At 68.1% G+C, this 25,996-nt stretch carries 25 protein-coding genes and 2 tRNA genes; 17 read left to right on the top strand and 10 right to left on the bottom strand.

Going from position 1 to position 25,996, the window contains the following annotated elements; all coding sequences use genetic code 11:
* Positions 1 to 61 precede the first annotated feature (61 nt).
* From R9B84_RS05585 to R9B84_RS05570, 4 genes are read right to left on the bottom strand one after another with little or no spacing between them, the layout of a single operon-like run.
* Complete coding sequence (locus R9B84_RS05585; protein ID WP_423759514.1) at positions 62 to 1,054, bottom strand: S49 family peptidase; 993 nt, start codon at positions 1,052 to 1,054, stop codon at positions 62 to 64.
* Between the two features lie 12 nt (positions 1,055 to 1,066).
* Positions 1,067 to 1,468 (bottom strand): Rieske (2Fe-2S) protein, encoded by a 402-nt coding sequence (locus R9B84_RS05580; RefSeq protein WP_423759513.1) that lies wholly within the window; start codon positions 1,466 to 1,468, stop codon positions 1,067 to 1,069.
* Positions 1,465 to 2,124, bottom strand: coding sequence for an HAD-IA family hydrolase (locus R9B84_RS05575; protein ID WP_423759512.1), 660 nt, complete (start codon positions 2,122 to 2,124; stop codon positions 1,465 to 1,467). The genes R9B84_RS05580 and R9B84_RS05575 overlap by 4 nt, the downstream gene beginning before the upstream one ends.
* A gap of 5 nt (positions 2,125 to 2,129) precedes the next feature.
* A complete protein-coding gene (locus R9B84_RS05570; RefSeq protein WP_423759511.1) occupies positions 2,130 to 3,134 on the bottom strand; it encodes an RluA family pseudouridine synthase in 1,005 nt (334 codons plus the stop codon).
* Positions 3,135 to 3,856: 722 nt separating this feature from the next.
* Between R9B84_RS05570 and R9B84_RS05565 the strand changes: the two genes are divergently transcribed.
* The 6 genes from R9B84_RS05565 to R9B84_RS05540 all read left to right on the top strand — a co-directional run bounded on the left by R9B84_RS05565 (position 3,857) and on the right by R9B84_RS05540 (position 11,109).
* Positions 3,857 to 7,012 (top strand): Rne/Rng family ribonuclease, encoded by a 3,156-nt coding sequence (locus R9B84_RS05565; RefSeq protein ID WP_423759510.1) that lies wholly within the window; start codon positions 3,857 to 3,859, stop codon positions 7,010 to 7,012.
* 131 nt (positions 7,013 to 7,143) lie between these two features.
* Complete coding sequence (gene moaA / locus R9B84_RS05560) at positions 7,144 to 8,256, top strand: GTP 3',8-cyclase MoaA (RefSeq protein WP_423759509.1); 1,113 nt, start codon at positions 7,144 to 7,146, stop codon at positions 8,254 to 8,256.
* A gap of 28 nt (positions 8,257 to 8,284) precedes the next feature.
* Positions 8,285 to 8,902 carry a molybdenum cofactor guanylyltransferase MobA gene (mobA, locus tag R9B84_RS05555; RefSeq protein ID WP_423759508.1) on the top strand — a complete coding sequence of 206 codons (618 nt, stop codon included), beginning with the start codon at positions 8,285 to 8,287 and terminating at the stop codon, positions 8,900 to 8,902.
* 112 nt (positions 8,903 to 9,014) lie between these two features.
* Positions 9,015 to 10,313: a gephyrin-like molybdotransferase Glp gene (gene glp / locus R9B84_RS05550; RefSeq protein ID WP_423759507.1), complete on the top strand. Its 1,299-nt coding sequence runs from the start codon at positions 9,015 to 9,017 to the stop codon at positions 10,311 to 10,313.
* Positions 10,314 to 10,351: 38 nt separating this feature from the next.
* Positions 10,352 to 10,627, top strand: a complete 276-nt coding sequence (locus tag R9B84_RS05545; RefSeq protein ID WP_006476519.1) for a hypothetical protein — start codon at positions 10,352 to 10,354, stop codon at positions 10,625 to 10,627.
* A complete protein-coding gene (locus R9B84_RS05540) occupies positions 10,624 to 11,109 on the top strand; it encodes a GNAT family N-acetyltransferase (RefSeq protein ID WP_423759506.1) in 486 nt (161 codons plus the stop codon). The genes R9B84_RS05545 and R9B84_RS05540 overlap by 4 nt, the downstream gene beginning before the upstream one ends.
* A 78-nt stretch (positions 11,110 to 11,187) precedes the next feature.
* On the opposite strand, the gene rmuC is transcribed toward R9B84_RS05540, so the two are convergent.
* From rmuC to pncB, 5 genes are all read right to left on the bottom strand, one after another.
* The gene (rmuC, locus tag R9B84_RS05535) at positions 11,188 to 12,666 is read right to left on the bottom strand and encodes a DNA recombination protein RmuC (protein ID WP_423759505.1); all 1,479 of its coding nucleotides are present in this window, start codon (positions 12,664 to 12,666) and stop codon (positions 11,188 to 11,190) included.
* Positions 12,663 to 13,652, bottom strand: coding sequence for a 2-hydroxyacid dehydrogenase (locus R9B84_RS05530; protein WP_423759504.1), 990 nt, complete (start codon positions 13,650 to 13,652; stop codon positions 12,663 to 12,665). The genes rmuC and R9B84_RS05530 overlap by 4 nt, the downstream gene beginning before the upstream one ends.
* An 81-nt stretch (positions 13,653 to 13,733) precedes the next feature.
* Complete coding sequence (locus R9B84_RS05525; protein ID WP_423759503.1) at positions 13,734 to 15,164, bottom strand: sodium:proton antiporter; 1,431 nt, start codon at positions 15,162 to 15,164, stop codon at positions 13,734 to 13,736.
* A gap of 43 nt (positions 15,165 to 15,207) precedes the next feature.
* The gene (locus R9B84_RS05520) at positions 15,208 to 15,870 is read right to left on the bottom strand and encodes a LutC/YkgG family protein (RefSeq protein ID WP_423759502.1); all 663 of its coding nucleotides are present in this window, start codon (positions 15,868 to 15,870) and stop codon (positions 15,208 to 15,210) included.
* 88 nt (positions 15,871 to 15,958) lie between these two features.
* Entirely contained in the window at positions 15,959 to 17,158 is a 1,200-nt protein-coding gene (pncB, locus tag R9B84_RS05515) for a nicotinate phosphoribosyltransferase (protein ID WP_423759501.1), read from the bottom strand.
* Between the two features lie 313 nt (positions 17,159 to 17,471).
* On the opposite strand from pncB, the gene fdxA reads away from it, so the two are divergent.
* The 8 genes from fdxA (at position 17,472) to R9B84_RS05475 (ending at position 21,859) form a co-directional block, all read left to right on the top strand.
* A complete protein-coding gene (gene fdxA / locus R9B84_RS05510) occupies positions 17,472 to 17,795 on the top strand; it encodes a ferredoxin FdxA (protein ID WP_034183076.1) in 324 nt (107 codons plus the stop codon).
* 95 nt (positions 17,796 to 17,890) lie between these two features.
* Positions 17,891 to 17,966: transfer RNA gene (locus tag R9B84_RS05505), tRNA-Asn, on the top strand.
* A 71-nt stretch (positions 17,967 to 18,037) separates the two neighbouring features.
* Positions 18,038 to 18,113: transfer RNA gene (locus R9B84_RS05500), tRNA-Asn, on the top strand.
* Between the two features lie 120 nt (positions 18,114 to 18,233).
* Positions 18,234 to 18,719 carry a CreA family protein gene (locus R9B84_RS05495; RefSeq protein WP_423759500.1) on the top strand — a complete coding sequence of 162 codons (486 nt, stop codon included), beginning with the start codon at positions 18,234 to 18,236 and terminating at the stop codon, positions 18,717 to 18,719.
* 62 nt (positions 18,720 to 18,781) lie between these two features.
* Entirely contained in the window at positions 18,782 to 19,681 is a 900-nt protein-coding gene (locus R9B84_RS05490; RefSeq protein ID WP_423759499.1) for an AraC family transcriptional regulator, read from the top strand.
* A 131-nt stretch (positions 19,682 to 19,812) separates the two neighbouring features.
* Positions 19,813 to 20,580 carry an AzlC family ABC transporter permease gene (locus R9B84_RS05485; protein WP_262541754.1) on the top strand — a complete coding sequence of 256 codons (768 nt, stop codon included), beginning with the start codon at positions 19,813 to 19,815 and terminating at the stop codon, positions 20,578 to 20,580.
* Entirely contained in the window at positions 20,577 to 20,915 is a 339-nt protein-coding gene (locus R9B84_RS05480) for an AzlD domain-containing protein (protein WP_423759498.1), read from the top strand. The genes R9B84_RS05485 and R9B84_RS05480 overlap by 4 nt, the downstream gene beginning before the upstream one ends.
* Before the next feature lie 161 nt (positions 20,916 to 21,076).
* Positions 21,077 to 21,859: a DUF4088 family protein gene (locus R9B84_RS05475; RefSeq protein WP_423759497.1), complete on the top strand. Its 783-nt coding sequence runs from the start codon at positions 21,077 to 21,079 to the stop codon at positions 21,857 to 21,859.
* 131 nt (positions 21,860 to 21,990) lie between these two features.
* Here R9B84_RS05475 and R9B84_RS05470 read toward each other — a convergent pair whose 3' ends face one another.
* Positions 21,991 to 22,392 carry a hypothetical protein gene (locus tag R9B84_RS05470; RefSeq protein WP_423759496.1) on the bottom strand — a complete coding sequence of 134 codons (402 nt, stop codon included), beginning with the start codon at positions 22,390 to 22,392 and terminating at the stop codon, positions 21,991 to 21,993.
* 270 nt (positions 22,393 to 22,662) lie between these two features.
* On the opposite strand from R9B84_RS05470, the gene R9B84_RS05465 reads away from it, so the two are divergent.
* The 3 genes from R9B84_RS05465 to fumC all read left to right on the top strand — a co-directional run bounded on the left by R9B84_RS05465 (position 22,663) and on the right by fumC (position 25,973).
* Positions 22,663 to 22,881: an RNA-binding S4 domain-containing protein gene (locus tag R9B84_RS05465; RefSeq protein ID WP_006486208.1), complete on the top strand. Its 219-nt coding sequence runs from the start codon at positions 22,663 to 22,665 to the stop codon at positions 22,879 to 22,881.
* Positions 22,882 to 23,039: 158 nt separating this feature from the next.
* Complete coding sequence (gene norM, locus R9B84_RS05460; RefSeq protein ID WP_423759495.1) at positions 23,040 to 24,428, top strand: multidrug efflux MATE transporter NorM; 1,389 nt, start codon at positions 23,040 to 23,042, stop codon at positions 24,426 to 24,428.
* A 150-nt stretch (positions 24,429 to 24,578) separates the two neighbouring features.
* Positions 24,579 to 25,973: a class II fumarate hydratase gene (fumC, locus tag R9B84_RS05455; RefSeq protein WP_423759494.1), complete on the top strand. Its 1,395-nt coding sequence runs from the start codon at positions 24,579 to 24,581 to the stop codon at positions 25,971 to 25,973.
* Positions 25,974 to 25,996 lie beyond the last annotated feature (23 nt).

The following is a 25,996-nucleotide window of genomic DNA, read 5'->3' as shown; positions in this document are numbered from 1 at the left end:
GCCGGACGCCCGTCGCCCGTCGCCCGTCGCCCGTCGCCCGTCGCCCGTCGCCCGTCGCCCATCAGCGCAGGCTGAACGACGCGCCGCCGGCCGTCAGCGCCTTCATCGCGGCGCCGCCGACGGCCGCACCGAACTTGCGCGCGACGCGGTTCGTCAGGCTTTCCTTCACCGTATAGTCGACGAGATCGGGCGCCTTCAGCACGTCGCGCGCGACCGTATCGGTCGTGCCGTAACCGTCGGCGAGCCCGAGCTCGACGCTCTTCGCGCCGGTCCAGAACAGGCCGGAGAACATGTCGGGCGTCTCATGCAGCCGTTTGCCGCGGCCATCCTTCACCGCCTTGATGAACTGCGCGTGCACCTGGTCGAGCAGCGCCTGCGCATGCGCGTCCATCTTCGACGTCTCCGGCGAGAACGGATCGTAGAAGCCCTTGTTTTCGCCCGACGTATGCAGGCGCCGCTCGACACCGAGCTTGCCCATCAGCCCGGTGAAGCCGAAACCGTCCATCAGCACGCCGATCGACCCGACGATGCTCGCCTTGTCGACGAAGATCTTGTCGGCCGCGGCCGCGATGTAATAGCCGCCCGATGCGCACATGTCGGTCACGACGACGTACAGCGGCTTGTCCGGATGCTTCGCGCGCAGCCGCCGAATCTCGTCGTAGACCATGCCGGCCTGCACGGGGCTGCCGCCCGGGCTGTTGATCCGCAGCACGACGCCGGCCGTACCGTCGTCGTCGAATGCGGCTTCGAGCGCGGTGTTGATGTCTTCGGCGTTCGCATTGACGCCTGCCGCGATCTCGCCGTCGATCGTCACGAGCGCCGTATGCCGCCCGCTCGACGAGAATTTCGAATCGCTCGAGAAATCGATCAGCGCGAACGCGAGCAGCACGAACACGCCCAGGAACGCGAAGCGGAAGAAGATCTTCCAGCGCCGCGCCGCGCGCTGCTCCTTCACGGCCGCGAGCGCGATCCGCTCGAGCGCCGCGCGCTCCCAGTTCGGTTCACGGCTGTCGGGACGGGAAGAAGAATCCGGGGAATTCGGTTGGTCGGCCATGCGGTATTGTCGTTAGTCGGTCGTGGCGGGAGTGGCAGGACGCAGGTCGGTGTCGGGCACCCAGAATACCGCACGCCCGTCGGGCGTGTCGCGTTCGTCGACCTCGACCGGCCGAAGGCGGCCGCCGCGGCACGGGCCGCCGACGCACTTGCCGGTATCCGGTGCGTAGATCGCGCCGTGCGTCGCGCACATCAGGTACAGGCCCGACGACTCGAAGAACTGCCCTTCGGACCAGTCGAGCTCCATCGGCACGTGCGCGCAGCGATTCAGGTAGCCGTATGCGCGACCGTCGTAGCGCACGAAGAACACGACGGCCTGCTCGCCGCGCAGCGTCGCGTCGACGCGCACGCCGGCGCCGCTGTCAGCCAGCGCGTCCGATGCGCACACGCGCACCGATTCCGGCGCCGCGCTCATGCGTGCTCCCGCAGCCACGCAGCCAACGCGTCGACGTCCGGTGCGACAAAGCGTGGCGCAAGCGCAGCCAGCGCATCGGCCGTGTGCGCGCCGTATGCGACACCGACGCCCGCCGCTCCGGCGCTCGCGGCCATCTGCAGGTCGTGCGTCGTGTCGCCGATCATCACGGTGCGCGCGAGGTCCTGCCCCAATTCCCGGGACAGCTCGTGCAGCATCGCCGGATGCGGCTTCGAGAACGTTTCGTCCGCACAGCGCGTCGCGTCGAACAAACTCGTCAGCTTCGACTGGTCAAGCACGCGGTTCAACCCGACCCGACCCTTGCCGGTCGCAACGGCGAGCAGGTAGCCCGTATCTCGCAACTCGGCGAGCAGCTCGCGCACGCCGGCGAACAGCTCGATGCGCTGGTCGTCGAGCAGATAGTGATAGCGGTAGCGCTCGGCCAGCCGTGGATAGTCGGCCGGATCGAGGGTCGGAGCGGTAATCTGCAGCGCGTCGCGCAGGCCGAGGCCGATCACGTAGCGCGACGCCTCGTCGGATGGCGTGGGCAGGCCGAGATCGCGGCATGCGGCCTGGATGCTGTGCGCGATGTGCGCAGTCGAATCCATCAGCGTGCCGTCCCAGTCGAAGACGATCAGGTCAAATTGCTGTCGAGCCATGCGGTTCAGGCGGTATCGCGCAGTGCGCTGAGTTGGTCGAGAAAGCGCTGGCATTCGTCCGGCAGCGGCGCATCGAACTGCAGCGCCTCGCCGGTCAGCGGATGGGCAAGCCGCAGCCGGTACGCGTGCAGGAACATCCGTTTCAACGACGGCTGCGCGTTCGCGCGCGCCAGCGCCTTGTTCAGTGCGAAATCGCCATACTTGGCGTCGCCGGCGATCGGCAGGCCGAGATGCGCGAGGTGCACGCGGATCTGATGGGTCCGACCCGTTTTGAGTTCCGCTTCGACAAGCGCGTACTCGGGCCAGCGGTCGACGAGGTTGAACACCGTATGCGACGGCAGCCCGTCGTCCTGCACGCGCACGCGGCGCTCCCCTTCCGGGGTCGAATACTTGAACAGCGGCGCCTTCACCGCGCGGCGGCGGCCCCAGTCGGGCTGCCATTCGCCGTGGCCGCACGCGAAGTAGCGCTTGTCCATCCGGTTCTCGCGGATCTGCTCGTGCAGGCCCACGAGCGCCGTGCGTTTCTTCGCGAGCATCAGGATCCCGGAGGTCTCGCGGTCGAGCCGGTGCACGAGTTCGAGGAATTTCGCGCGCGGGCGCGCCTGGCGCATCTGCTCGATCACGCCGAACGCGACGCCGCTGCCGCCGTGCACCGCAACGCCTGCCGGCTTGTTGATGACGAGCATCGCATCGTCCTCGTACAGCACGTCGAAATTCGCGGGCGGCACGATGGGCGTGTCGGCGCGCGCGAGGTCCGCCGCCGCCACGCGCACGGGCGGCACGCGGACGATGTCGCCAAGGGCGAGGCGGTACTGCGCGTCGATCCGGCCCTTGTTCACGCGCACTTCGCCGCTGCGGAGGATCCGGTAAATATGGCTTTTCGGCACGCCTTTACAGACGCGCAACAGGAAGTTGTCGATCCGCTGACCGACCGAGTTTTCATCGATCTCGATCATCGATACCTGGCCGCTTGCGACCGAATTCTGGGATATTTTGCCTAACTCATTCATACTGAATATAATTTTGCCCAGCCTGACGTTGAGGGTGGCCTGACCGGCCGGCCCCGACCGAGTCGGGCAAGGCGCAAGCGGAAACCGTTATTTTACTTGCGCCGGGGGTCCGCTGCTCGCCCCTAATCAAAGAGATGCAGCAAGTTGCACGCACGGCGCCGCCCGTCGGCAAGGATCGCGCCCACAGGCGGATTCGGTCGGCAAGGCGCCGCGGTAACGGAAAGTTGGTTGAAAAGAATTTGATCGGCAGCCCGACGGCGCGAAGTGCGTCCGCAGGCTGCCGGTTGCGAAAATTACGGCGTTGCGCCCGATTTGGCCCCGCGAAGCGTGCGGGGCTTGGCGACGTCAAACCAGGGAAGTACACCCCAAGCGGGAAAGTCGGGCTGGATTCGATACTCCCCGCTGCGGCCCAAGCCGCAGCATCTGCCGCCCGTCGGCGCGCGCGACGCATTGCGCGCGCCCGTGGCAATGCCCGGACTCAGGCTTAGCGCGCTTTTGCAGCGTGCGGTGTGTGAACGCCGTGCTTTGAAACCGTATTCGCAGGTGCCCTACGGCCGCCGGCCCCGTCTATCGGGCCCAAGCGCCTCTTCAGGCAATTCTCCCCGCCATCGTTCCCGCTCCAGCGTGCTCGTGACAACACAACAAGGTGCGGCCTGCCGTCGTTCCCGCCCTCGCGACTGACAACCGCGAGGCGCCGGCTGCGGAGCCGCCTGGAGTCGTTCATGAAACGCATGCTGTTCAATGCGACGCAGCAGGAGGAGCTGCGCGTCGCCATCGTCGATGGGCAAAAGCTCATCGACATCGACATCGAAACCGCCGGGCGCGAACAGCGCAAAGGCAATATCTACAAGGGTGTCATCACCCGCATCGAGCCGTCGCTCGAAGCGTGCTTCGTCAACTACGGCGAAGACCGCCACGGCTTCCTGCCGTTCAAGGAAGTCGCCCGCCAGTACTTCAAGGAAGGCATCGACATGCGCTCCGCGCGCATCCAGGATGCCCTGCGCGAAGGCCAGGAGCTGATCGTCCAGGTCGAGAAGGAAGAGCGTGGCAACAAGGGCGCCGCCCTCACGACCTTCATCTCGCTCGCCGGCCGCTACCTGGTGCTGATGCCGAACAATCCGCGCGGCGGCGGTGTGTCGCGCCGGATCGAGGGCGACGAGCGCCAGGAACTGCGCGAGACGATGTCGCAACTGCAGATTCCGGACGGCATGAGCATGATCGCCCGTACCGCGGGCATCGGCCGCAGCGCCGAGGAACTGCAGTGGGACCTGAACTATCTGCTGCAACTGTGGCGCGCGATCGAAGCGGCGTCGCAAAGCGGCAATTCCGGCCAGCCGATGCTGATCTACCTGGAATCGAGCCTCGTGATCCGTGCGATCCGGGACTATTTCCAGCCCGATATCGGCGAAATCCTGATCGACACGACCGAGATCCACGATCAGGCCCGTGCGTTCATGGACATCGTGATGCCGGACAACGTGTCGAAGGTGAAGCGTTACCACGACGACGTGCCGCTGTTCTCCCGCTTCCAGATCGAGCACCAGATCGAAACGGCCTACTCGCGCACGGTGCCGCTGCCGTCCGGCGGCGCGATCGTGATCGACCACACCGAAGCGCTCGTCGCGATCGACGTGAACTCGGCGCGCGCGACCAAGGGCGCGGACATCGAGGAAACGGCGACCCGCACGAACCTCGAAGCGGCCGACGAAGTCGCCCGCCAGCTCCGCCTGCGCGACCTCGGCGGCCTGATCGTGATCGATTTCATCGACATGGAATCGGCGAAGAGCCAGCGCGAAGTCGAGCAGCGCCTGAAAGACGCGCTCAAGCATGACCGTGCGCGCGTGCAGATGGGCAAGATCTCCCGCTTCGGCCTGATGGAGCTGTCGCGCCAGCGCCTGCGCCCGGCCCTGTCGGAAGGCAGCCACGTGACCTGCCCGCGCTGTAACGGCACCGGTCACATCCGCGACACCGAATCGTCCGCGCTGCAGGTCCTGCGGATCATTCAGGAAGAAGCGATGAAGGAAAACACCGCAGCGATCCACTGCCAGGTGCCGGTCGAGGTGACCGCCTTCCTGCTCAACGAAAAGCGTCAGGAAATCAACAAGATCGAGTCGCGCTTCAAGGTCGGCATCGTGTTGATCCCGAACAAGCACCTCGATACGCCGCACTACAAGCTCGAGCGCCTGCGCCACGATGACGCGCGCCTCGACGATCCGCGCGCGTCCTGGAAGATGGCCGAGGAAGCGGCCCGCGAGCTCGAGTCGGAAACCGGCTACAGCAAGCGCACGGCAGAAGTGAAGCCGAAGCAGGAAGCCGCGGTCAAGGGCATCACGCCCGAGCGCCCGGCCCCGAGCCCGGCGCCGCAGCGCCCGGTCGAGCCCGTTCCGGCCCCCGCACCGGTCGCCGCGACCAGCGGCGGCTTCATCGGCTGGCTGAAGGGCCTGTTCGGCGTGTCGCCGGCTCCGGCGCCCGCGCCGGTTGCTCCGGCACCGGCGAAGGAACAGGCGGCCCGCCCGGCTCGCGAGCGTACCGAGAAGACCGAGCAGCGCGGCGGCGATCGCAACCGCAACCGTCGTGGCGGCGCCCAGCAGGCGCAAGGCGGCCGTGACCAGGCAGCAGCAGGCCGTGGCCAGCCGCAGCGCCAGGAACGCGAAGGCAAGGAAGTGCGCGAACCGCGTGAAGGCCGTGAGCTGCGTGAAGGCCGTGAGCCGCGCGAGGGTCGCGAACCGCGTGAAGGTCGTGAGGGCCGCGAAGGTCGCGAGGGCCGTGGCCAGCGCGAAGGTCGCGAACCGCGCGAGCCGCGTGAAAGCCGTGAGCCGCGTGAACCGCGCGAGAACCGCGAACCGCGCGAGCGCGCCGAGCAGCCGGAAGGCGTCGACGCGGCCGGCCGTGGCGAGCGCCAGGAACGCGGCGAGCGTCGCGAGCGCGGCGAACGCCGCAAGCCGACCCAGCATGCGGCCACGCTCGAGACCGTCACCCGTGGCGAAAACCATCCGGAACCGGAAGCCGACAAGGCCGTCGCTGAAGCCCTGCCCGGTGGCGAGTTGGCAGCCGATGCGGAAGCCGGCGCGCGTGACGGCGAGGAACGTCGTCGTCGCCGTCGCGGCCGCCGCGGCGGTCGTCGCGAGCGTGACGAAGACGGCGCAATCGTCGACCAGGCCGAGCAAGGCCCGGATGGCGAAACTGCAGTGCAAACGGTGACGCCGGAAGCATCGGCTGCTGCCGAACCGGCCCACACGGCCGCACCGGCAGTCGTCGCGGCCGTGGCCGCGGCAGGCGCCGTCGTCGTCGAGGCAGCGGTCGAGCAGCATGCTGCACCGGCCGCTGTGGAAGCTCAGCCGGCACCGGCACACGCCGAAGTGGCTCCGGCCGCTTCGGTCGAGCCCGCAGTCGCCGCCCAGGCAGCAGAACCGGCACCGGTTGCACCGGCCGTCGACACCGAAGCCGGTCCGGCTCCGGTCGCGGTTTCGCCGACCGACGCGTTCGAAGTGCCTGCAGCACCGGTAGCAGCAGCGCCGGCCGCTGTCGAGGCGCCGCAGCCCGCGCCCGTCGAGCAGGCCGCACCGGCCGTGACGACCGAAGCCGCTCCGGTGGCTGTCGAGCCGGCGCATGTCGAAGCTGCACCGGTCGAGGCCGTTGCAGCACCGGCGCCGGCTCCTGCCCCAGCCCAACCGGCAGCCGCGCCCGCTTCGGCGAGCCTGGATGTCGTGCTGGAGCAGGCCGGTCTCGTCTGGGTGAACACGGACGCCGACAAGTTCGCCGCTGCGCAGGAAGCCGCGTCGCGCCTCCCGCGTCCGGCTCGCGTGCTGCGCGAACGCAAGGCGCTGCCGCCGGCCGATACGGCCCCGATGCAGCAGGTCGAAACGACGCACCACTAACCGGCGCATCGCCCGACCAGGAAAAGCCCGCCTCCGGCGGGCTTTTTCATGTCCGCGCTGCGGGTTTCCGCCCACCGGCCCGGTCGGCCGCTTGCGGCTAAAATACAGGTCTGGCTCGCACTTCTTTCAACATGTCTCGACGCATCATTCCTCTCGCCGACGTCAGCGGGATGCCGGACGTCTCCGGTGTCGCGCACGCCCCCGACGGCACGCTGGCCGACACGTTCGCCAGACCGCTGCGCGACCTGCGCATCTCGGTGACGGATCGCTGCAACTTCCGCTGCGTGTACTGCATGCCGCGCGCGGTGTTCGACAAGGACTACGCGTTCCTGCCGCACAGCGCGCTGCTCACCCACGAGGAAATCGAACGCGTGGCGCGACTCTTTGTCGCACACGGCGTCGAGAAGATCCGCATCACGGGCGGCGAACCGCTGCTGCGCAAGAACCTCGAATTCCTGATCGAGCGCCTCGCGCGCCTGACGACGCATGACGGCCGCCCGCTCGACCTGACGCTGACGACCAACGGCTCGCTGCTTGCGCGCAAGGCGCGCGCGCTGAAGGACGCAGGGCTCACGCGCGTGACGGTCAGCCTCGACGCGCTCGACGATACGCTGTTCAAGCGCATGAACGACGCCGAGTTCGCGAGCGCCGACGTGCTCGACGGCATCTTCGCGGCCCAGGCCGTGGGCCTCACGCCCGTCAAGGTCAACATGGTCGTGAAGCGCGGCACCAACGACGGCGAGATCCTGCCGATGGCCGAGCGTTTCCGCGGCACCGGCGTGATCCTGCGCTTCATCGAATACATGGACGTCGGCACGTCGAACGGCTGGAACATGACCGAGGTGCTGCCGTCGGCCGACGTCATTGCGCGGATCGCCGAACATTTCCCGCTCGTACCGCTCGACGCGCACACGGCGGCCGAAACCGCGCAGCGCTGGGGCTATGCGGACGGCAGCGGCGAGATCGGCGTGATCTCGAGCGTCACGCAGGCCTTCTGCGGCGACTGCACGCGCGCGCGGCTGTCGACCGAAGGCAAGCTGTACCTGTGCCTGTTCGCGTCGACGGGACACGACCTGCGCGCACTCGTGCGCGGCGGCGCGAGCGACGCCGAGATCGCGACCGCGATCGCCCGCATCTGGCAGGCGCGCACCGACCGCTATTCGCAACTGCGCGGCAGCGTGTCGGCCGAAACCGCGCCCGACGGCGCCGGCAAGCGCGTCGAAATGTCGTATATCGGCGGCTGACGCACGCCGCCCTTTCCGCCTGCGCACGATGCCCGTTTCCGCCTCTCCTTCGATCGCCGGCCTGCTGCTCGCGGGCGGGCGCGCCACGCGCATGGACGGCGTCGACAAGGGCCTGCAACTGCTCGACGGAACGCCGCTCGCGCTGCACGTGCTGCGCCGGCTCTCGCCGCAGGTCGACGAGACGCTGATCAGCGCGAATCGCCACGCCGATCTCTACGCCGAGCTCGGTGCGCCGTTCGACGCGCGCATCGTGGCGGACGAAACACCCGATTTTCCCGGCCCGCTCGCGGGCCTGCTCGCCGGCATGCGGGCCGCGCGCGCGCCGCTCGTCGCGTGCTCGCCATGCGATACGCCATTTCTGCCGGCCGACCTCGTCGCGCGGCTGCTTGCGGCGCTCGACGCGCAGCAGGCCGACATCGCGATGGCGGTGACCGTCGATGCGCAGCAGGCGCGCTCGCCGCAGCCGACGTTCGCGCTGCTGCGCACGACACTGGCCGACGATCTCGCCGCGCGGCTCGCGGCCGGCGATCGCAAGGTGCGTGCGTGGTACGCACGCCACAAGACGGTCGAAGTCGAGTTTCGCGACGAGCGTGCGTTTTACAATGCCAACTCCTGGCAGGAACTCGCTGCGCTGGCCCGTCGCTGACGGCGACCGCACCGTTCCCGCCCGGCGCCCACCGCACGCGAAACCCGCACTCAGGCACCCTCCTCGCGCCACCGGCCACGAACCCGATACGCCTCGCCGCGCAGTCCGACTGATGATCACGCAATCCTCGCCCGCCTCCCGAACCGCACCCGATTCCGACGCCCCGCTGTCGCTCGCCGACGCGCAGGCGCTCGCGTGCCGCTTCGCAGTGCCGGTGGATGCGTGCGACACGGTGACGCTGCGCGACGCGCTCGATCGCGTGCTTGCGGCCGACGTGAACGCGCCCTTCGACATTCCCGCGTACGACAATTCGGCGATGGACGGCTATGCATTCGACGGCGGTGCCGGCGCGCCCGCGTCGCCGCAGGGGGACGTCGCGCTGACGGTCGCCGGCACCGCGTTCGCGGGCCATCCGTTCGACGGCGCCGTGGCCGCCGGCTCATGCGTGCGCATCATGACGGGCGCGCCGATGCCGGCCGGATGCGACACCGTGATTCCGCAGGAACGCGTGCGCGTCGACGGCGACACGATCGGCTTCGCCGCGCACGACGTCGCGCGCGGCGCGAACTGCCGCAAGGCCGGCGAGGATCTCGCGCGCGGCGCCTGTGCACTCGCCGCGGGCCGCATCCTGCGGCCGTCCGATCTCGGCCTGCTCGCGTCGTTCGGCTTCACCGACGTCACGGTGCGCCGGCGCGTGCGCGTCGCCGTGTTCTCGACCGGCGACGAACTGCGCGAGCCCGGCGAGCCGCTCGGCCGCGGCGCGCTGTACGACAGCAATCGCGGGATGCTGATCGCGATGCTCGAAAGGCTGCACGTCGACGCGATCGATCTCGGGATCGTCCGAGACGACCCGGCCGCACTCGAAGCTGCGCTGCGCGACGCCGTCGCCGCGCAGGCCGACGCGGTAATCACGTCCGGCGGCGTATCGGTCGGCGAAGCCGACTTCACGCGCGGCGTGATGGCGCGGCTCGGCGACGTCACGTTCGCGAGCCTCGCGCTGCGGCCCGGCCGGCCGCTCGCGTGCGGTACGCTTGCGCGCTCGACCGGCGGCGCTGGTCACGCGCTGTTCTTCGGGCTGCCCGGCAATCCGGTCGCGTCCGCCGTCACGTTCTACGCGATCGTGCGCCCCGCGCTGCTGACGCTGGCCGGTGCGCAGACGCCGCCGCCGGCGATGTACACGGCGCTCAGCACGCATGCGCTGAAAACGCGTCCCGGCCGCACCGAGTACCTGCGCGGCATCGCGACGCGCGCCGCCGACGGTCGCTGGCACGTCGCGCCGGCCGGTTCGCAGAGTTCCGCGTCGCTGAGCGGCCTCGCCGCCGCCAACTGTTTCATCGTTCTGGGCCACGATACCGCGGCAGTCGACGCGGGCAGCCCGGTCGACATCCTGCCGCTCGACGGCCTGATCTGAATTCCACTATCGGTATATCTCTACGGGGCAATCCGCACATGAAGAAACAAATTTCGTCGATCGCCGCGGGGCAGACCGCAAAGGCGCTGATCCTCGTCTACCTGACGTTCAGCGTGCCGATCGTGCTGCTCGGCATTCTCGTTGCGTACATCCGCTACGGGATGGTCGAACTGAGCACGATCCTGAGCGCGCTGCTGCTGAACGCCATCCTCGGCTTCGTGCTGCTGTGGATCGCATGCCACGCATACAACTGGGTCGCGTCGCGCTTCGGCGGCATCGAGATCGTGTTGTCCGATCCGCCGGAGGAAGCGTGAGCGACACGCCGCTGATCCGCGCGGCCGAAACGCGCGACGTCGGCGCGATCCTCGCGCTGATGCGCGAGCTGGCCGAGTTCGAGAAGCTCACGCACCTGTTCGTCGCGACCGAAGCCGATCTCGCCGATGCACTGTTCGGCGAACGGCCTGCAGCCGAGGCGCTCGTCGCCGAGCGCAACGGCGCGATCGTCGCGTATGCGCTGTTCTTCCACAACTATTCGACGTTCCTCGGCCGTCGCGGCCTCTATCTCGAGGATCTGTACGTGCAGCCGTCGCAGCGCGGCACCGGCCTCGGCACCGCGATGCTGCGTCACCTCGCGGCGCTGGCTGTCGAGCGTCGTTGCGGGCGTTTCGAATGGTCGGTCCTCGACTGGAACCAGCCCGCGATCGATTTCTACGAAAAGATGGGCGCAACCGTGCTGCCCGAATGGCGCATCGTCCGCGTGACGGGCGACGCGCTGGACATGCTCGCCGGACAGTGAGCGCGAGCCGGCGATCGCTTCATAAAAAACGGGCGCCGCGGCGCCCGTTTTCGTTCCGGCCGGAATCGGCAACGCGGGTCACGCGTCGTCCGCATCTGCGCCATCGGACCCTTCCGCGCCGAGCAGCCCGGCCGCCGTGTCGCCCGGCAGCGCCTCGACCTGCTTCAGCTTGCGACTCATCACGCGCGTACGCTGCTCGGCGGACTCGATCGAGCGCGTGACCGTTTCGAGCTGCGCCTTCGTGCGCGCGAGCACGTCGCCGAACTTGCCGAACTCCGTCTTCACTGCGCCGAGCACCTGCCACACCTCGCTCGACCGCTGCTCGATCGCAAGCGTACGGAACCCCATCTGCAGACTGTTCAACAATGCGGTGAGCGTCGTCGGCCCCGCCACCGTCACGCGATAGTCGCGCTGCAGCAGGTCGGTCAGCCCCGGGCGGCGCAGGATCTCTGCATAAAGCCCCTCGGTCGGCAGGAACAGCAGCGCGAAATCGGTCGTATGCGGCGGTGCGACGTACTTCTCGGCAATCGTGCGCGCCTCCAGCCGCACGCGCGCTTCGAGCGCGCGGGCCGCTTCCTCGACCGCCGCCGCATCGGCGCGCTCCTGCGCGTCGATCAGCCGCTCGTAGTCTTCGCGCGGGAATTTCGCGTCGATCGGCAACCACACCGGCGGTGCGTCGCGCGTGCCCGCATCGCGGCCCGGCAGCCGGATCGCAAATTCGACGCGCTCGGTGCTCTTCGGCACCGTCGCGACGTTCTTCGCGTACTGGTCGGGCGTCAGCATCTGTTCGAGCAGCGCCTCGAGCTGCACTTCGCCCCAGGTGCCGCGCGTCTTCACGTTGGTCAGCACCTTTTTCAGATCGCCGACGCCCGCCGCGAGCGTCTGCATCTCGCCGAGCCCGCGATGGACCTGTTCGAGCCGGTCCGACACGAGCTTGAACGATTCGCCGAGCCGCTGCTCGAGCGTTGCATGCAGTTTCTCGTCCACGGTGCGGCGCATCTCCTCGAGCTTCGCCGCATTGTTCGTCTCGATTTCCTTCAGCCGCTGTTCGAGCGTCGCGCGCACCTCGCCGATCCGGCGATCGTTCGCCTCGGTCAGTTGCGTGAGCTGCCGGTTCAACGTGTCGCCGAACAGCCTGAGCGCGGCCGTCTGCTCCTCGCGCGCCTGCTGCGCCTGGCGCTGCACGCTCTCGCGCATCGCGTCGAACTGCTGCGCATTGCCGGCGACGAGCTTGCCGAGCTGCTGTGCGAAACCCTCGATCTGGTTGTTCTGCACGGTCGCCACGCTCGTCAGTTGCGCGGCGAGCGTCTGCTGAAGCCGCGAGAAGCTGCCGGCCAGCTCGGTGCGCGAACCGCGCGCGTTCTCGACGATCTCGCCGCGCAATTCGCGCTCGAGCCGCTCGACCGCGCGCGCCTGCGCATGCGCGGCATCCTCGATCTGGTCGCCGAGCACCGCCGCATCGTCGTGACGGCCGCCGCCGCGCACGATCGCGACGATCGCAACCGCGAGCGCAACGGCCAGTACGACGACCGCCGCAAGCAACAACGTCGTCGTCATGCGCGCGGCTTCCCGATCACGTCAGGGTTGATCGGATTCGGCGGCTGCCCGGCGCGCGGGCCCTCGCCGAGCGCGGCGATCAGGTTGTCGGCGGCGAGGTTCGCCATCGCGCGGCGCGTCTTTTCGGTCGCGCTCGCGATATGCGGCGTCAGCACGACGTTCGGGACCTCAAGCAACGCCGGATGCACGGTTGGCTCGCCCTCGTACACGTCGAGGCCGGCCGCGGCGATCGCTCCGTCGCGCAGCGCGGCGGCCAGCGCCGCGTCGTCGACGATCCCGCCACGCGCGATGTTGGTCAGCGTCGCGGTGGGTTTCATCTTCGCGAGTTCGGCCGCGCCGATCGTGTGATGGTTCTCCTTCGTGTACGGCAGCACGAGTACGACATGATCGGCACGCGCGAGCAGCGCATCCTTCGACACGTATTCGGCGTTCAGCTCGGCCTCGATCTCGGGCGCGACCCGCGACCGGTTGTGATAGATCACCTGCATCCCGAAGCCGCGCGCGCGGCGCGCGAGCGCCTGGCCGATGCGGCCCATCCCGATGATGCCGAGCGTCGAGCCGTAAATGTCGGTGCCGAGGAAACCGTCGTATGCCCACTTCTGCCAGTGGCCGGCGCGCAGCCAGTGCTCCGATTCGGCAATCCGGCGCGCGGCGGCCATCATCAGCGCCCAGCCGAAATCGGCGGTCGACTCGTTCAGCACGTCGGGCGTGTTGGTGCCGAGCACGTTCGCCGCGTTGAACGCGGCCATGTCGAAGTTGTTGTAGCCGACCGCCATGTTCGACACGACGCGCAGGCGCGGCGCCGCCGCGAGCGCCGCCGCACCGACCGGGTCGCCGGCCGTCAGCGCGCCGTCCTTGTCGGCCAGTCGCGCGGCGAGCGCATCGGGAGCGAGCGCGTCGCCGTTGTTCCAGTCGACTTCGAAATACTGCTTGAGCCGTTCGATCACGTCCGGAAAGATCGGACGCGCGACCAGGACTTTCTGCATCGCCATCTCCGTATGTTGCAGGCCGATCGCGGCGCGCATCGCGCCGCCGGGATCGCCCGCGCTTGGTTGAAAGTTGTCAGGTTACGCCGGGAAGAAGATCAGCGACGTCAGCAGGAACACCGGCACCAGGATGACAAGCGCCCAGCCGAGGTACGCGAAGAAGCTCGGCATCTTCACGCCGCGCGACTCCGCGATCGCCTTCACCATGAAGTTCGGCGCGTTGCCGATATAGCTGTTCGCGCCCATGAACACCGCACCCGCGGAAATCGCGGCGAGCGTCGACGCGCCCGTCGTCATCAGCGTCTGCGCATCGCCGCCCGCGAGGTTGAAGAACACCAGGTAGGTCGGCGCATTGTCGAGGAACGACGACAGCAGGCCCGTCGCCCAGAAGTACATCGCATCGATCGGCTTGCCATCCGGCCCCGTGACGAGATGGACGATCTGCGCGAACGCACCGTCCGCGCCTGCACGCAGGATCACGATCACCGGCGCGATCGTCACGAAGATCCCGGCGAACAGCTTCGCGACTTCCTCGATCGGCGCCCAGTTGAACGCGTTGCCTTCGCGCGCCGAACGCGGTGTCAGCGCGAGCGACGCGAGCGTCACGACCACGAGCGCGACGTCGCGCGCGAGATTCTGCAGCGCGACGTGCGTGCCCCACACGTCGAACGCGATGCCCGGCTTCCAGATGCCGCTCATCAGCACGAGCGCGACCACGGCCGCGAGCAGCACGAAGTTGATCTTGCCGTCGATCGACAGCGCCGCACCGTCGGGCGTCGGATCGAGCGCGGCCGGCCGCTCCTCGCCCCCCTTCCGGTAGAAATACGTGTCGAGCACGAAGAACAGCGCCAGCAGCACGACGCAGATGAACAGCATCGGCAGCGCGAGATGGGTCGTCGTCCAGAAGAAGCTCACGCCGTTCAGGAAACCGAGGAACAGCGGCGGATCGCCGAGCGGCGACAGCGAGCCACCCGCGTTCGCGACGAGGAAGATGAAGAAAATCACGACGTGCACGACATGCTTGCGGTTGTCGTTCGCGCGCAGCAGCGGCCGGATCAGCAGCATCGCGGCGCCCGTCGTGCCCATCACGCTCGCGAGCAGCGTGCCGAGCGCGAGGATCGCGGTATTCAGCTTCGGCGATCCGTGCAGGTTGCCGTTCACGCAGATGCCGCCTGCCACCGTATAGAGCGCGGTGAGCAGCACGATGAACGGAATGTATTCCTCGAGCAGCGCATGCACGAGCGTGCCGAACGCGGTGCCCGCGCCGAATGCGAACGCGAACGGAATCAGGAACACGACTGCCCACCCGGCTGCAATCTTGCCGAAGTGGTGATGCCAGAACACGGGGGCGACGAGCGGAAACAGTGCGATGGACAGCAGGATCCCGGCAAACGGGATGCCCCAGAGGGCAGACAGCGTGGCACCGTCGAGCGTGGCGGCCGATGCAAGCGCGGGAACGGCGCCAAGCGCGACTCCCGACGCCATGCCCGCCCAGGCGGCATGTCGTTTCATGCAGAACTTCCTTGTTCGAGTGAGTGTGGATGCGGCGGGCGCGTCATGCGCCGCGTACGACGATCGCGTGCACGCGGTACGGGCCGTGCGCGCCCAGTACGATGGTCTGCTCGATGTCGCCCGTGCGCGACGGGCCCGACACGAAATTGACCGCGCGCGGCAATTCGCCGCGCTCCGCACGGATCAGCGCGAACGCGTCTTCATGACCGGCGACGATCCGCGACGCGGGCACGATCGCGATGTGCGTCTCCGGCAGCAGGCCGGCCGACGCGTAGGTATCGGGCCCGGACAGCAGCACCAGCGAACCCGTTTCGGCGGTCGCGCAAAAGCAGCCCGTGACGCCGACGAGATCGCCGTCGCGCGGCTTGCGGCACTCGACCGACAGGCCAGCGCCGGCCCAGTCGAGATCGGCCAGCGTGCGCCATGCGACGGCCTGCGTCGGCAGGCCGTGGGCGGAAAGATAGCGGGCAGCGGCGGCCGGTGCATCGGCGAGCGTCGCGACTTCGTCGACCGTGGTCGACAGGCGTGCCGCCTCGTCGGCGAATGCGGCGACGAGATCGGCCGGCGCCGGCGGGCGCGGGCCCTGCGGATGACGGGCGAGATAATCGGTGACGCCGTCGCGCTCCGCTGCATCGGGCTCGGCCGCGCGCCCTTGCGCTGCGCGAATGCGCGCGAGGATCTGGCGACGGGCAGCAGAAGTGTCCATGAACGGTCCTCGTGACGTTGGCGTGCAATACCGTCGGATTATACCGGCCGCCCCTGCTGCCACGCACCTTCGACCGAACAGCCGACGCTCACTTCGACGCGTCTTCCTCGACCGGCTGCGCGATGCCGAACACCTGGCGCAGGTAGGCGAGATACGCCTTGTCGTCGCACATGCTCTTGCCCGGCGAATCCGACAGCTTCGCGACCGGCTGGCCGTTGCAGCGCACCATCTTGATCACGATCTGCAGCGGCACGTAACCGAGATCGTTGGTGAGATTCGTGCCGACGCCGAACGCGAGCTTGCAGCGGCCGCGGAACCGTTCGTACAACTGCATGACCTTCGGGATGTCGAGCGCGTCCGAGAACACGAGCACCTTCGTGCGCGGATCGCACCGGTTCGCCTCGTAGTGGCGCAGCATGCGCTCGCCCCAGTCGAACGGATCGCCCGAATCGTGGCGCGCGCCGTCGAACAGCTTGCAGAAGTACATATCGAAGTCGTTCAGGAACGCATCCATCCCGTAGACGTCCGACAGCGCGATCCCGAGGTCGCCGCGGTATTCCTTCGCCCACATCTCGAAGCCGTAGATCTGCGAGTCGCGCAGCCGCGGGCCGAGCGCCTGGCACGCCTGCAGGTATTCGTGAGCCATCGTGCCGAGCGGCGTGATGTCGTGCTTCATCGCGTACAGCACGTTGCTCGTGCCCGCGAACTGCGGGCCGAGGCCGTCGCGCAGCGTGAGCGCGACTTCCTCGTGCCAGACCTTCGAGAAGCGCCGGCGCGTGCCGTAGTCGGCGATCTTGCAGTCGGCGAACTCGGGCTTCGCGCCGAGCAGCTTGATCTTGTCGCGCAGCCGCTCGCGGCCTTCGCGATAGTCGGGCTCGCGCTGCGTGTTGCGGAAATAGACTTCGTTGACGATCGCGAGCACCGGGATCTCGAACAGGATCGTATGCAGCCACGGCCCCTCGATCACGATGTCGATCTCGCCGCTGCCCTTCGGCGAAGGCGTGATCGAGATGTACTTCTCGTTCAGGTGGAACAGCGCGAGGAAGTCGACGAAATCGCTCTTGATGAAGCGCATCCGCCGCAGGTAGTCGAGTTCGACGTCGGAAAAACGCAGCGAGCACAGGCCGCGCACCTCGTCGCGGATCTCGTCGATGTACGGCACGAGATCGACGCCTTGTGTACGACACTTGAAACGGTATTCGACGTTTGCGGCCGGGAAGTGATGCAGGACGACCTGCATCATCGTGAACTTGTAGAGATCCGTGTCGAGCAGCGAAGTGATGATCATGATTGCGGCACCGCCAATATCGTGACAGGGCCCCGACGCACAGCGCGCCGCCCGGTCTGTCGGCCATGTTACCCGAATGCGGGCCCGACCATCGTGAAACCGCCTGCCGCCCTGCCCCGTCGCGCCGGCGCCCCGTATACAGGTGCCCCTTTGCGTGCCCCTCGGCGGGCCCCCTGGGCAGGTGCCCATAAACTAATCACGAAACGATATAAGCCGGAAAGCCGACCACGCCATACGGGTTTTGCGCTTCAGTTACAATGCCGCTTTTGGCGCAAACGCCACCCCATATATACCGCCAAGCAGGAGCGTTTTAATGACTCACGTTGTGACCGAAGGCTGCATCAAGTGCAAATACACGGACTGCGTGGATGTGTGCCCGGTGGATTGCTTCCGTGAAGGTCCCAACTTTCTCGCCATCGATCCGGACGAGTGCATCGACTGCGCCGTGTGCGTCGCCGAGTGCCCGACCAATGCGATCTATGCCGAAGAAGACGTTCCGGGCGACCAGCAGCAGTTCACCGAACTGAACGCCGAGCTGGCAAAGGGCTGGCCGTCGATCACGAAGACCAAGCCGGCACCGGCCGACGCGGACGAATGGAAGGACGTGCAGGACAAGCTGCACCTGCTCGAGCGCTGATCGCGCGGCGGCCGCAGAATTTTTTGTGCGCCGCGCCCCAAAGGGGTTGACGGGTTAGCCGACACTCCATATAATCTCGTTTCTCTGCTGTTTGTTCCCCGATAGCTCAGTCGGTAGAGCGCCGGACTGTTAATCCGTAGGTCCCTGGTTCGAGCCCAGGTCGGGGAGCCAAAAACGCAAAGGCCCGTTGAAAGTGGACGGGCTTTTTGCTGGTAGCCAAACACGCAGATGTACCGATTTATTCCCCGATAGCTCAGTCGGTAGAGCGCCGGACTGTTAATCCGTAGGTCCCTGGTTCGAGCCCAGGTCGGGGAGCCAGACAGCGAAAGGCCCGTCATTCGACGGGCCTTTTGTTTTTCCGGCCACCCTTTCGCGTTTTCATCGCCCGGCCCCGCGCATGCTAGAGTCTCTGTCCCGCATTCGCATCCGGTTCCGTCGATGAAGCACCGCCTCCTCCGCGCCACACCCGTCGCCCTCCTGCTCTCCGTTTTCGCCGCCGCGCCGCTCGCGCACGCGGAGGAAGTCGGCAGCGTCAACACCCATTTCCGCGTAACGGGCTCCGACCGCGTCGTCGTCGAGGCGTACGACGATCCGGTCGTGAACGGCGTGACCTGCTACGTGTCCCGCGCACGCACGGGCGGCATCAAGGGCTCGCTCGGCGTCGCCGAGGATCCGAGCGAAGCGTCGATCGCATGCCGGCAGGTCGGCACGATCAGTTTCAAGGAACCGCTCAAGCAGCAGACCGACGTGTTCAGCGAGCGCATGTCGTTCATCTTCAAGACGCTGCACGTCGTGCGCGTAGTCGACAAGAAGCGCAATACGCTGGTCTACCTGACCTACAGCGACCGCATCGTCAGCGGCAGCCCGAAGAACGCCGTCACCGCGGTGCCGATGCCGGCCGGCACGACGATTCCGGTCAAGTAAAGCCCGCACCCGCCGGGCGCGCGAGCGATACACTGTCGGTTCGACCGATCCCTCGCCCGATCATGTCCGCCACCCGCCTCCCAGACGCCGCACGCTACTGGCGCACACCGCTGCTGCCGGACGCGGATCTCGTCACGGCCACCTATCGCGACCACACGTTCGCGCCCCACTGGCACGACGCGTACACGATTCCCGTGATTCTCGAAGGCGCGGAACGCTTCACCTATCGCGGCAGCGGCTACGTCGCCGAAACGGGCACCGTGCCCGTGATCAATCCCGGCGAAGTGCATACGGGCTCGCGCGCGGCCGACGAAGGCTGGTGCTATCGCGTCAGCTACCTGCCGGTCGAATTCATCCGCGAACTCACCAGTGCGATCGCCGGCCGCCCGCAGGACGCACCGTGGTTTGCCCCCGACGTGATTCGCGACGCCGACCTCGCGGCCCGGCTCGCACTGGCACACCGGATGATGGAAGCCGGCAGCGAGCGCGCACTGTCCTCGCATGCGCGCGGGCAGCCGACCGGCGATCCGGCGGCCGGCGCACCGCGCATCTACGATCCGCTCGCCGCCGAAACGGCGATGCTCGACGCGCTGTCGACGCTGATCGTGCGTCATGCCGACGCGCTGCCGCGACCGGCGCCGCTCGCGGCGGACGAACCGCGTGTCGACGCGATGCGCGAGCGGCTCGCCGCCGATCTCACGTGCACGGTGACGCTCGACGAAGTCGCGCAAGCAGCCGGCCTGTCGTCATTCCACGCGGCGCGCCTGTTCACCCGTACGACCGGCATGCCGCCGCATGCATGGCGCAACCAGTTGCGATTGCAGCGCGCGCTGGCGCCGCTGCGCGCGGGCGTGCCCGTCGCCGACGTCGCCGCGGCCAGCGGCTTCGTCGACCAGAGCCACTTCACGCGGCATTTCAAACGAATGTTCGGCGTGCCGCCCGGGCGCTGGCAGGCGAGCTGACACGCGGTTTCCCGGTCACGGTTCCGGCCATCGCTTGCCGCCCTGCGGGCAAGCGCCCATGCATTCGCCCCGCCCCGGCGACCGCAAGAACATACAAGCCCGCAAACCACCGGCCCGCTATCCTCCAGATCATGGAGGAGCACGCTTTGAACCCGACACCCGCATCGCCCCCTCGCCGCCCGCTCAACGAATGGCTCGACGGCGCGCGCGACACGATCCCGATGATGATCGGCGCGGCGCCGTTCGGCGTGATTTTCGGCACGCTCGTCGGCGGCGGCCCGCTCGCCGCGTGGCACGGCGCGCTGATGTCGCTCGCCGTGTTCGCGGGCTCGGCACAGTTCATCGCGCTCGGCCTGATCGCGGGCAGCGCGAGCTTTGTGGTCGTACTCGCGACGACGCTGATCGTGAACCTGCGCCACCTGCTGTACAGCGCGACGCTCGCGCCCTATGTCGCGCACCTGCCGCTGCGCTGGCGCGCCACGCTCGGCGCGCTGATGACCGACGAGGTGTTCGCGGTCGCCTATGCGCACTACCGGCACTTCCCGCCCGGTGCAATCGGCCCCCACTACTTCTTCGGCTCCGGGCTCGCGATGTACCTGAACTGGCAAGTCTGGACGCTCGCGGGCATCGGCTTCGGCGCGGCGTTCCCGGGCCTGCAGTCGCTCGGCCTCGATTTCGCGATGGCGGCGACCTTCATCGCGATCGTCGTCCCGCAGCTCGGCACGCTGCGCTATTTCGCGGCGGCCGCGACGGCCGGCACGCTCGCGTACTTCTGGCAGGGCTGGCCGTACAAGCTCGGGCTGCTCGGCGCGGTCGCCGCCGGCGTCGCGATCGGCGTCGCGCTCACGCTGCTGCACGAGCGCGCGCGCGCCGGCTCGCGTACGGAGGCCGCATCGTGAGCTACGCACTGCTGATCCTCGGGATGGCCGTCATCACGTACGCGATCCGCACGACGCTGTTCCTGTTCGGCGAACGGCTGACCTTCCCGCCCCTGGTGCGAACCGCGCTCGGCTTCGTGCCAGTCACTGTGCTGACCGCGATCATCGTGCCGATGACCGTGTCGCCGCATGGCGGCACGGCCGAGCTGACCTGGCACAATCCGCAGCTCGTCGGCGCGCTCGCCGCCGTGCTCGTGTCGGCGGCGACCCGCCGCCCGCTCGTGACGATCGCGGCAGGGCTCGCGGTGTTCTTTTTCTGGCAAGGGATCGTGCTGCCACACTGGCTGCCCGCCTGAGCGGACGCTCCGCCACGCGCGCTCAAGTTTCCGCCCGGCGCGCCGATATAGAGGATGAAGACCCGCCACCGGCCTCGGCGCGCACCGGTCAGTCGACGCTGCGCCCGCACCGGTGCGCCGTGCCGGCCGTCGGCTTGCGCGGGCCGCCATCGAGACGATTCATGGGCCAGATCACCCTTTCCCTCAAAGACGACACGCTCGAGTCCCTGCGCAAGGACTACGACGCGTTCGTCCGCGTGTCGCTGAAACTCGACCCGCAGTTCGCAACGCCGTCGTTCGAGGATTTCCTGCGCGCGAAGCTGCTCGACAACATGATGCCGCTGACCGAGCACGCGGTGCAGCGGATGCTGCAGGGCGGCCAGTACGCGTGGGCAAAGCGCACGCTCGACAAGGAATTTCCGGACGTCGTCGCGATCCTGATGCGGCAGGCCGGCGAATTCGGCTTCGGCTTTGCATCGCGCTCCGAATGGACGCCCGACGAACTCGCGAAGGCGTGCCGCGACTGGGCGAAGGCGATCGTTGCCGAAGCGCAGGCCGACCCGTCGCTGATCGACCCGCTCGCGTCGCAGATCAAGGGTGCGGCCCAGGACATCCAGGCGCTCGAGGAACTGATGCAGACGCCCGCGTGGCGGCTCGCGGAATCGCTGCGGCAACGAATCTACGAGGCCAAGCTCGCATGCGAGATGAGCGTCGGCAGCACCGCGCGCGACAAGCTCGGCGAACTGCGCGGGCTGCTGCGGCTCGGGCTCGCACACGGCTCGTTCCAGAAGCAGGAAGCGCAGCAGATCATGGAATACCTGCGGCTGCTGAAACCGGAGATCTTCGTCGAAGAGCCGTACGACGTCTTCGCGCGGCTCGCCGTGTGGCTGCGCGGCGTGTTCACGCCGGCCGCGGCGCGCCCCGCACAGGGCCAGGGACAAGGCCAGGGACAGCGCCGGCCGTGACCGCGCGCCTGACCTGCTGACAGCATGAACCCATGAAAACGGCCCGGTTCGCACGAAGCGAACCGGGCCGCCGGACGGCCACCGTCACGACACGCCGTCCGGGGCGAGCGTCGCGCGGCGCCGGGCACCGCTTACTGCGTGGTGCCCTGGGCCGATGCACCGCCCTCCACGCCGACCGATGCGCCGCCTTCGGTCGCTTCGCCGGCCTTCGCCTTGGCCGAGCCGACATGGCTCTTGGCCGACTTCGCGGCGTGCTTCGTGTGCTTCTTGGCCGAGTGGACGGCCGACGACGCCGTATCCTTCGCGCCGTCGGCTGCCGCGCCGACCGCATCGGTTGCTCCGCCGACCGCATTGCCGGACGCATTCGCGCCGGCGCTGCCCTGCACGCCCGCGCCGACACCCGCCGCCGGGGTCTGCGCCTGCACGCCGGTACCTGCCGCGCCCTGCACCGCCGTGCCCGTCTGGGCAAACGCGGCCGAAGTGGCGAACGCCGTCAGCGCGGCACCGATCAGCATCGTACGAATCTTGGACATGACCATCCTCCTCAAGAAGTTGTGGGCGCGGACCGCAGCGATGCGGTCCGTCGCGTCCCCCGCCGCAACACGCAGCAGGTACGACAAAAGACCCGCGGCCCGCACGTCCGGTTCTCGAATCTCTCAGACTGTTACCCACCGTTTCATTTGCTGACGAATCGCTCACAGTCCTTAACAACTGCATGCCGCGACCGCCCGCGCTCGCGCGCCGGCCCGCGGTGCCGTATGATGCGGGGCGATTCCTCCCGCGCATTGCGCACCTTCTTCGTCATGCCCAATCTGGATTTCACGCTGACCGGCGAATACGTCGAGCTGCACAACCTTCTCAAGATCACCGGCCTCGCGGACAGCGGCGGCACCGCGAAGCTGATCGTCGCGTCCGGCGCAGTGAAAGTCGACGGCGCGGTCGAGCTTCGCAAGACCTGCAAGATCCGCGCGGGCCAAGTCGTGCTGCTCGGCGACACGCGCATCGCGGTGCGCGAGGCCTAGCGCCTGTTCGCGCTAATAACGGGCCCTGGACCGTTCCCCTGTCCGCGACATGGCCATCGGCGCTCGCGTTCGACACCGTACGAATAAAGCCGTAAGCTAGCTGTCTCTCAAAATAAATACAGACAGCGCGGGCCCGAACCCGCGCGAGCGCCCATTCCATGTCGCATTCCGGTCTCACGCGGACGGCCGCCGCACCGCCGTCCCTGTCCAGTCACGCCGCCGATACTGCACGCCTCGCCGCACCGCTCGCGATCGCGCAACTTTCACAGATGGCGATGAGCGTCACCGACACGGTGCTGCTCGGCTCGCTCGGCCCCGATTCGCTCGCGGCCGGCGGTCTCGGCGCGAACTTCTTCTTCGTCATCGTCACGATTCTGCAAGGCGTGCTGTCGTCGGTCAGCGTGAGCGTCGCGCATGCGCGCGGCGCCCAGGCCGAGGACCGCGTGCCGCACATCTACTGGACGGGCTTCGCGCTGTCCGTGCTGCTCGCGATTCCGGCGATCGTCGCGCTGTCGCTGGCCGAACCGATCCTGCTGATGTTCCACGAGCCGCCGCTGCTCGCGCATCACGTCGGCGAATACACGGGCATCCTGCGCTTCGCGGCGCTCGGCAGCCTGATCGGCGTCGGGCTGATGCGCGCGTTCCTGCCAGCGATCGGCGCCGCACGGCGGCTGCTGTGGGTGTCGATCGGCGGTGTCGGCGTCAACGGCGTGCTGAACTACGGGCTGATCCACGGCGCATTCGGGCTGCCGCGCCTCGGCTTTCTCGGTTCGGCGGTCGCGACGACGATCACGATCTGGCTCACCGCGCTCGCGCTGATCTGGCTGCTGCACGGCCGGCAGCGCTTCCGCCATTTCGTGACCGCGGCACGCCCGATGCTGCCCGTGATGGGCGAACTGATCGGCATCGGCTGGCCGGTCGCGATCACGTACGGGGTCGAATCGACGCTGTTCCTCGGCACCGGCCTCACGGTCGGCGTGCTCGGCGCGACGTCGCTCGCCGCACACCAGATCGCGCTGAACGTCGCGTCGGTGTCGTTCATGGTGCCGCTCGCGATCGGCCAGGCCGCCAACGTCCGGGTCGGCTACTGGGTCGGCGCGGGCTCGCCCGTCGCCGCGCGGCATGCGGGCTTCGTCGCGCTCGCGCTCGGCGTCGCGTTCATGTCGCTGTCGGGCGTCGTGATGATCGTCGCGCCGCACACGATCGTCGGCCTGTACCTTCACCTCGACGATCCGGCCAACGCGGCCACAGTGTCTCTCGCCGCGTCGCTGCTCGGCATCGCAGCGGTATTCCAGATCGTCGACGGGATGCAGACCGTCGCGTCGGGCGCGCTGCGCGGCCTGAAGGACACGCGCATCCCGATGCTTGCCGCGACCTTCGGCTACTGGGGCATCGGCTTCCCGACCGGCTACTGGTTCGCGTTCCATGCGGGCCTCGGCGCGCGCGGCCTGTGGTGGGGGCTCGCGGCCGGCCTCGCGAGCGTCGCCGCGCTGATGGCGTGGCGCTTTCATCTGAAGACCGCGTCGCTCATCGCGGCGCGGCACTGAGCGCGACACGACACGAAATCGCGGCGGGCGCTATGCTTGTCGGTTGAAGACCCGAAGTCCCGAAGACGCCGCGCGAGCGGCGCGACTGCCTCACGATACGCCCGACGCCGCGCATTGCGCGGCCTTCCCCCTTTCCAAGAGGAGTGCATCATGAACGAAGCAGTTCGGATGGAACGCGACACGTTCGGCGAGATCGCCGTGCCGGCTGACCGGCTCTGGGGCGCACAGACCGAGCGCTCGCTGCAGAATTTCCGGATCTCGACGGAGAAGCAGTCGCCCGAGCTGATCCACGCGCTGGCGATCGTCAAGCGCGCCGCGGCAGCCGTGAACCAGTCGCTCGGCGTGCTGGCCGACGACAAGGCGCGCGCGATCATCGACGCGGCCGACGAGATCATCGCCGGCAAGCATCCGCGCGAATTCCCGCTCGCCGTCTGGCAGACGGGCTCCGGCACGCAGACCAACATGAACCTCAACGAGGTGATCGCGAACCGCGCGAGCGAGCTGATGGGCGGCGAACGCGGCGAAGCGCGCAAGGTTCATCCGAACGACGACGTGAACCGCGGCCAGTCGTCGAACGACGTGTTCCCGACCGCGATGCACGTCGCGGCCGCATACGCGATCGTCAACCACCTGCTGCCGGCGCTGCGCACGCTGCGCGCGACGCTCGACGCGAAATCGAAGGCGTTCGCCGACATCGTGAAGATCGGCCGCACGCACCTGCAGGACGCGACACCGCTCACGCTCGGCCAGGAGTTTTCCGGCTACGTCGCGCAACTCGACCAGAGTGTCCGTCACGTCGAATCGGCACTGCCGCACCTGTACGAACTCGCGCTCGGCGGCACTGCGGTCGGCACGGGGCTGAATGCGCATCCGGAGTTCGCGGTGCGCGTCGCCGACGAAATCGGCCGGCTGGCGAAGCTGCCGTTCGTGACGGCACCGAGCAAGTTCGAGGTGATGGCGGCGGCCGACGCGCTGGTGTTCGCGCACGGCGCGCTGAAGACCGTCGCGGCCGGCCTGATGAAGATCGCGAACGATGTCCGCTGGCTCGCGAGCGGGCCGCGCTGCGGGCTCGGCGAGCTGTCGATTCCGGAGAACGAGCCGGGCAGCTCGATCATGCCGGGCAAGGTGAACCCGACGCAGTCGGAGGCCGTGACGATGCTGTGCTGCCAGGTGTTCGGCAACGACGTCGCGGTCAACGTCGGCGGCGCGAGCGGCAATTTCGAGCTGAACGTGTTCCGGCCGATGATCGCGCACAACGTGCTGCAATCGGTGCGGCTGCTCGCCGACGGCGCGCAGAGCTTCAACGACCACTGCGCGGTGGGCATCGAGCCGAACCGTGCGCGCATCGACCTGCTGCTGAACGAATCGCTGATGCTCGTGACGGCGCTCAATCCGCATATCGGCTACGACAAGTCCGCGCAGATCGCGAAAAAGGCGCACAAGGAAGGCACGACGCTGAAGGCCGCCGCGCTCGCGCTCGGCTACCTGACCGACGCGGAATTCGATGCGTGGGTGCGTCCCGAGCAGATGATCGGGTCGCGGTAACGGCGGAACGACGGGCGCGGCGC

This window comes from Burkholderia sp. NLJ2 (genome assembly GCF_049487195.1).
GTDB classification, from domain to species: Bacteria; Pseudomonadota; Gammaproteobacteria; order Burkholderiales; family Burkholderiaceae; genus Burkholderia; species Burkholderia pyrrocinia.
This window is presented reverse-complemented; position numbering and strand designations above follow the sequence as displayed.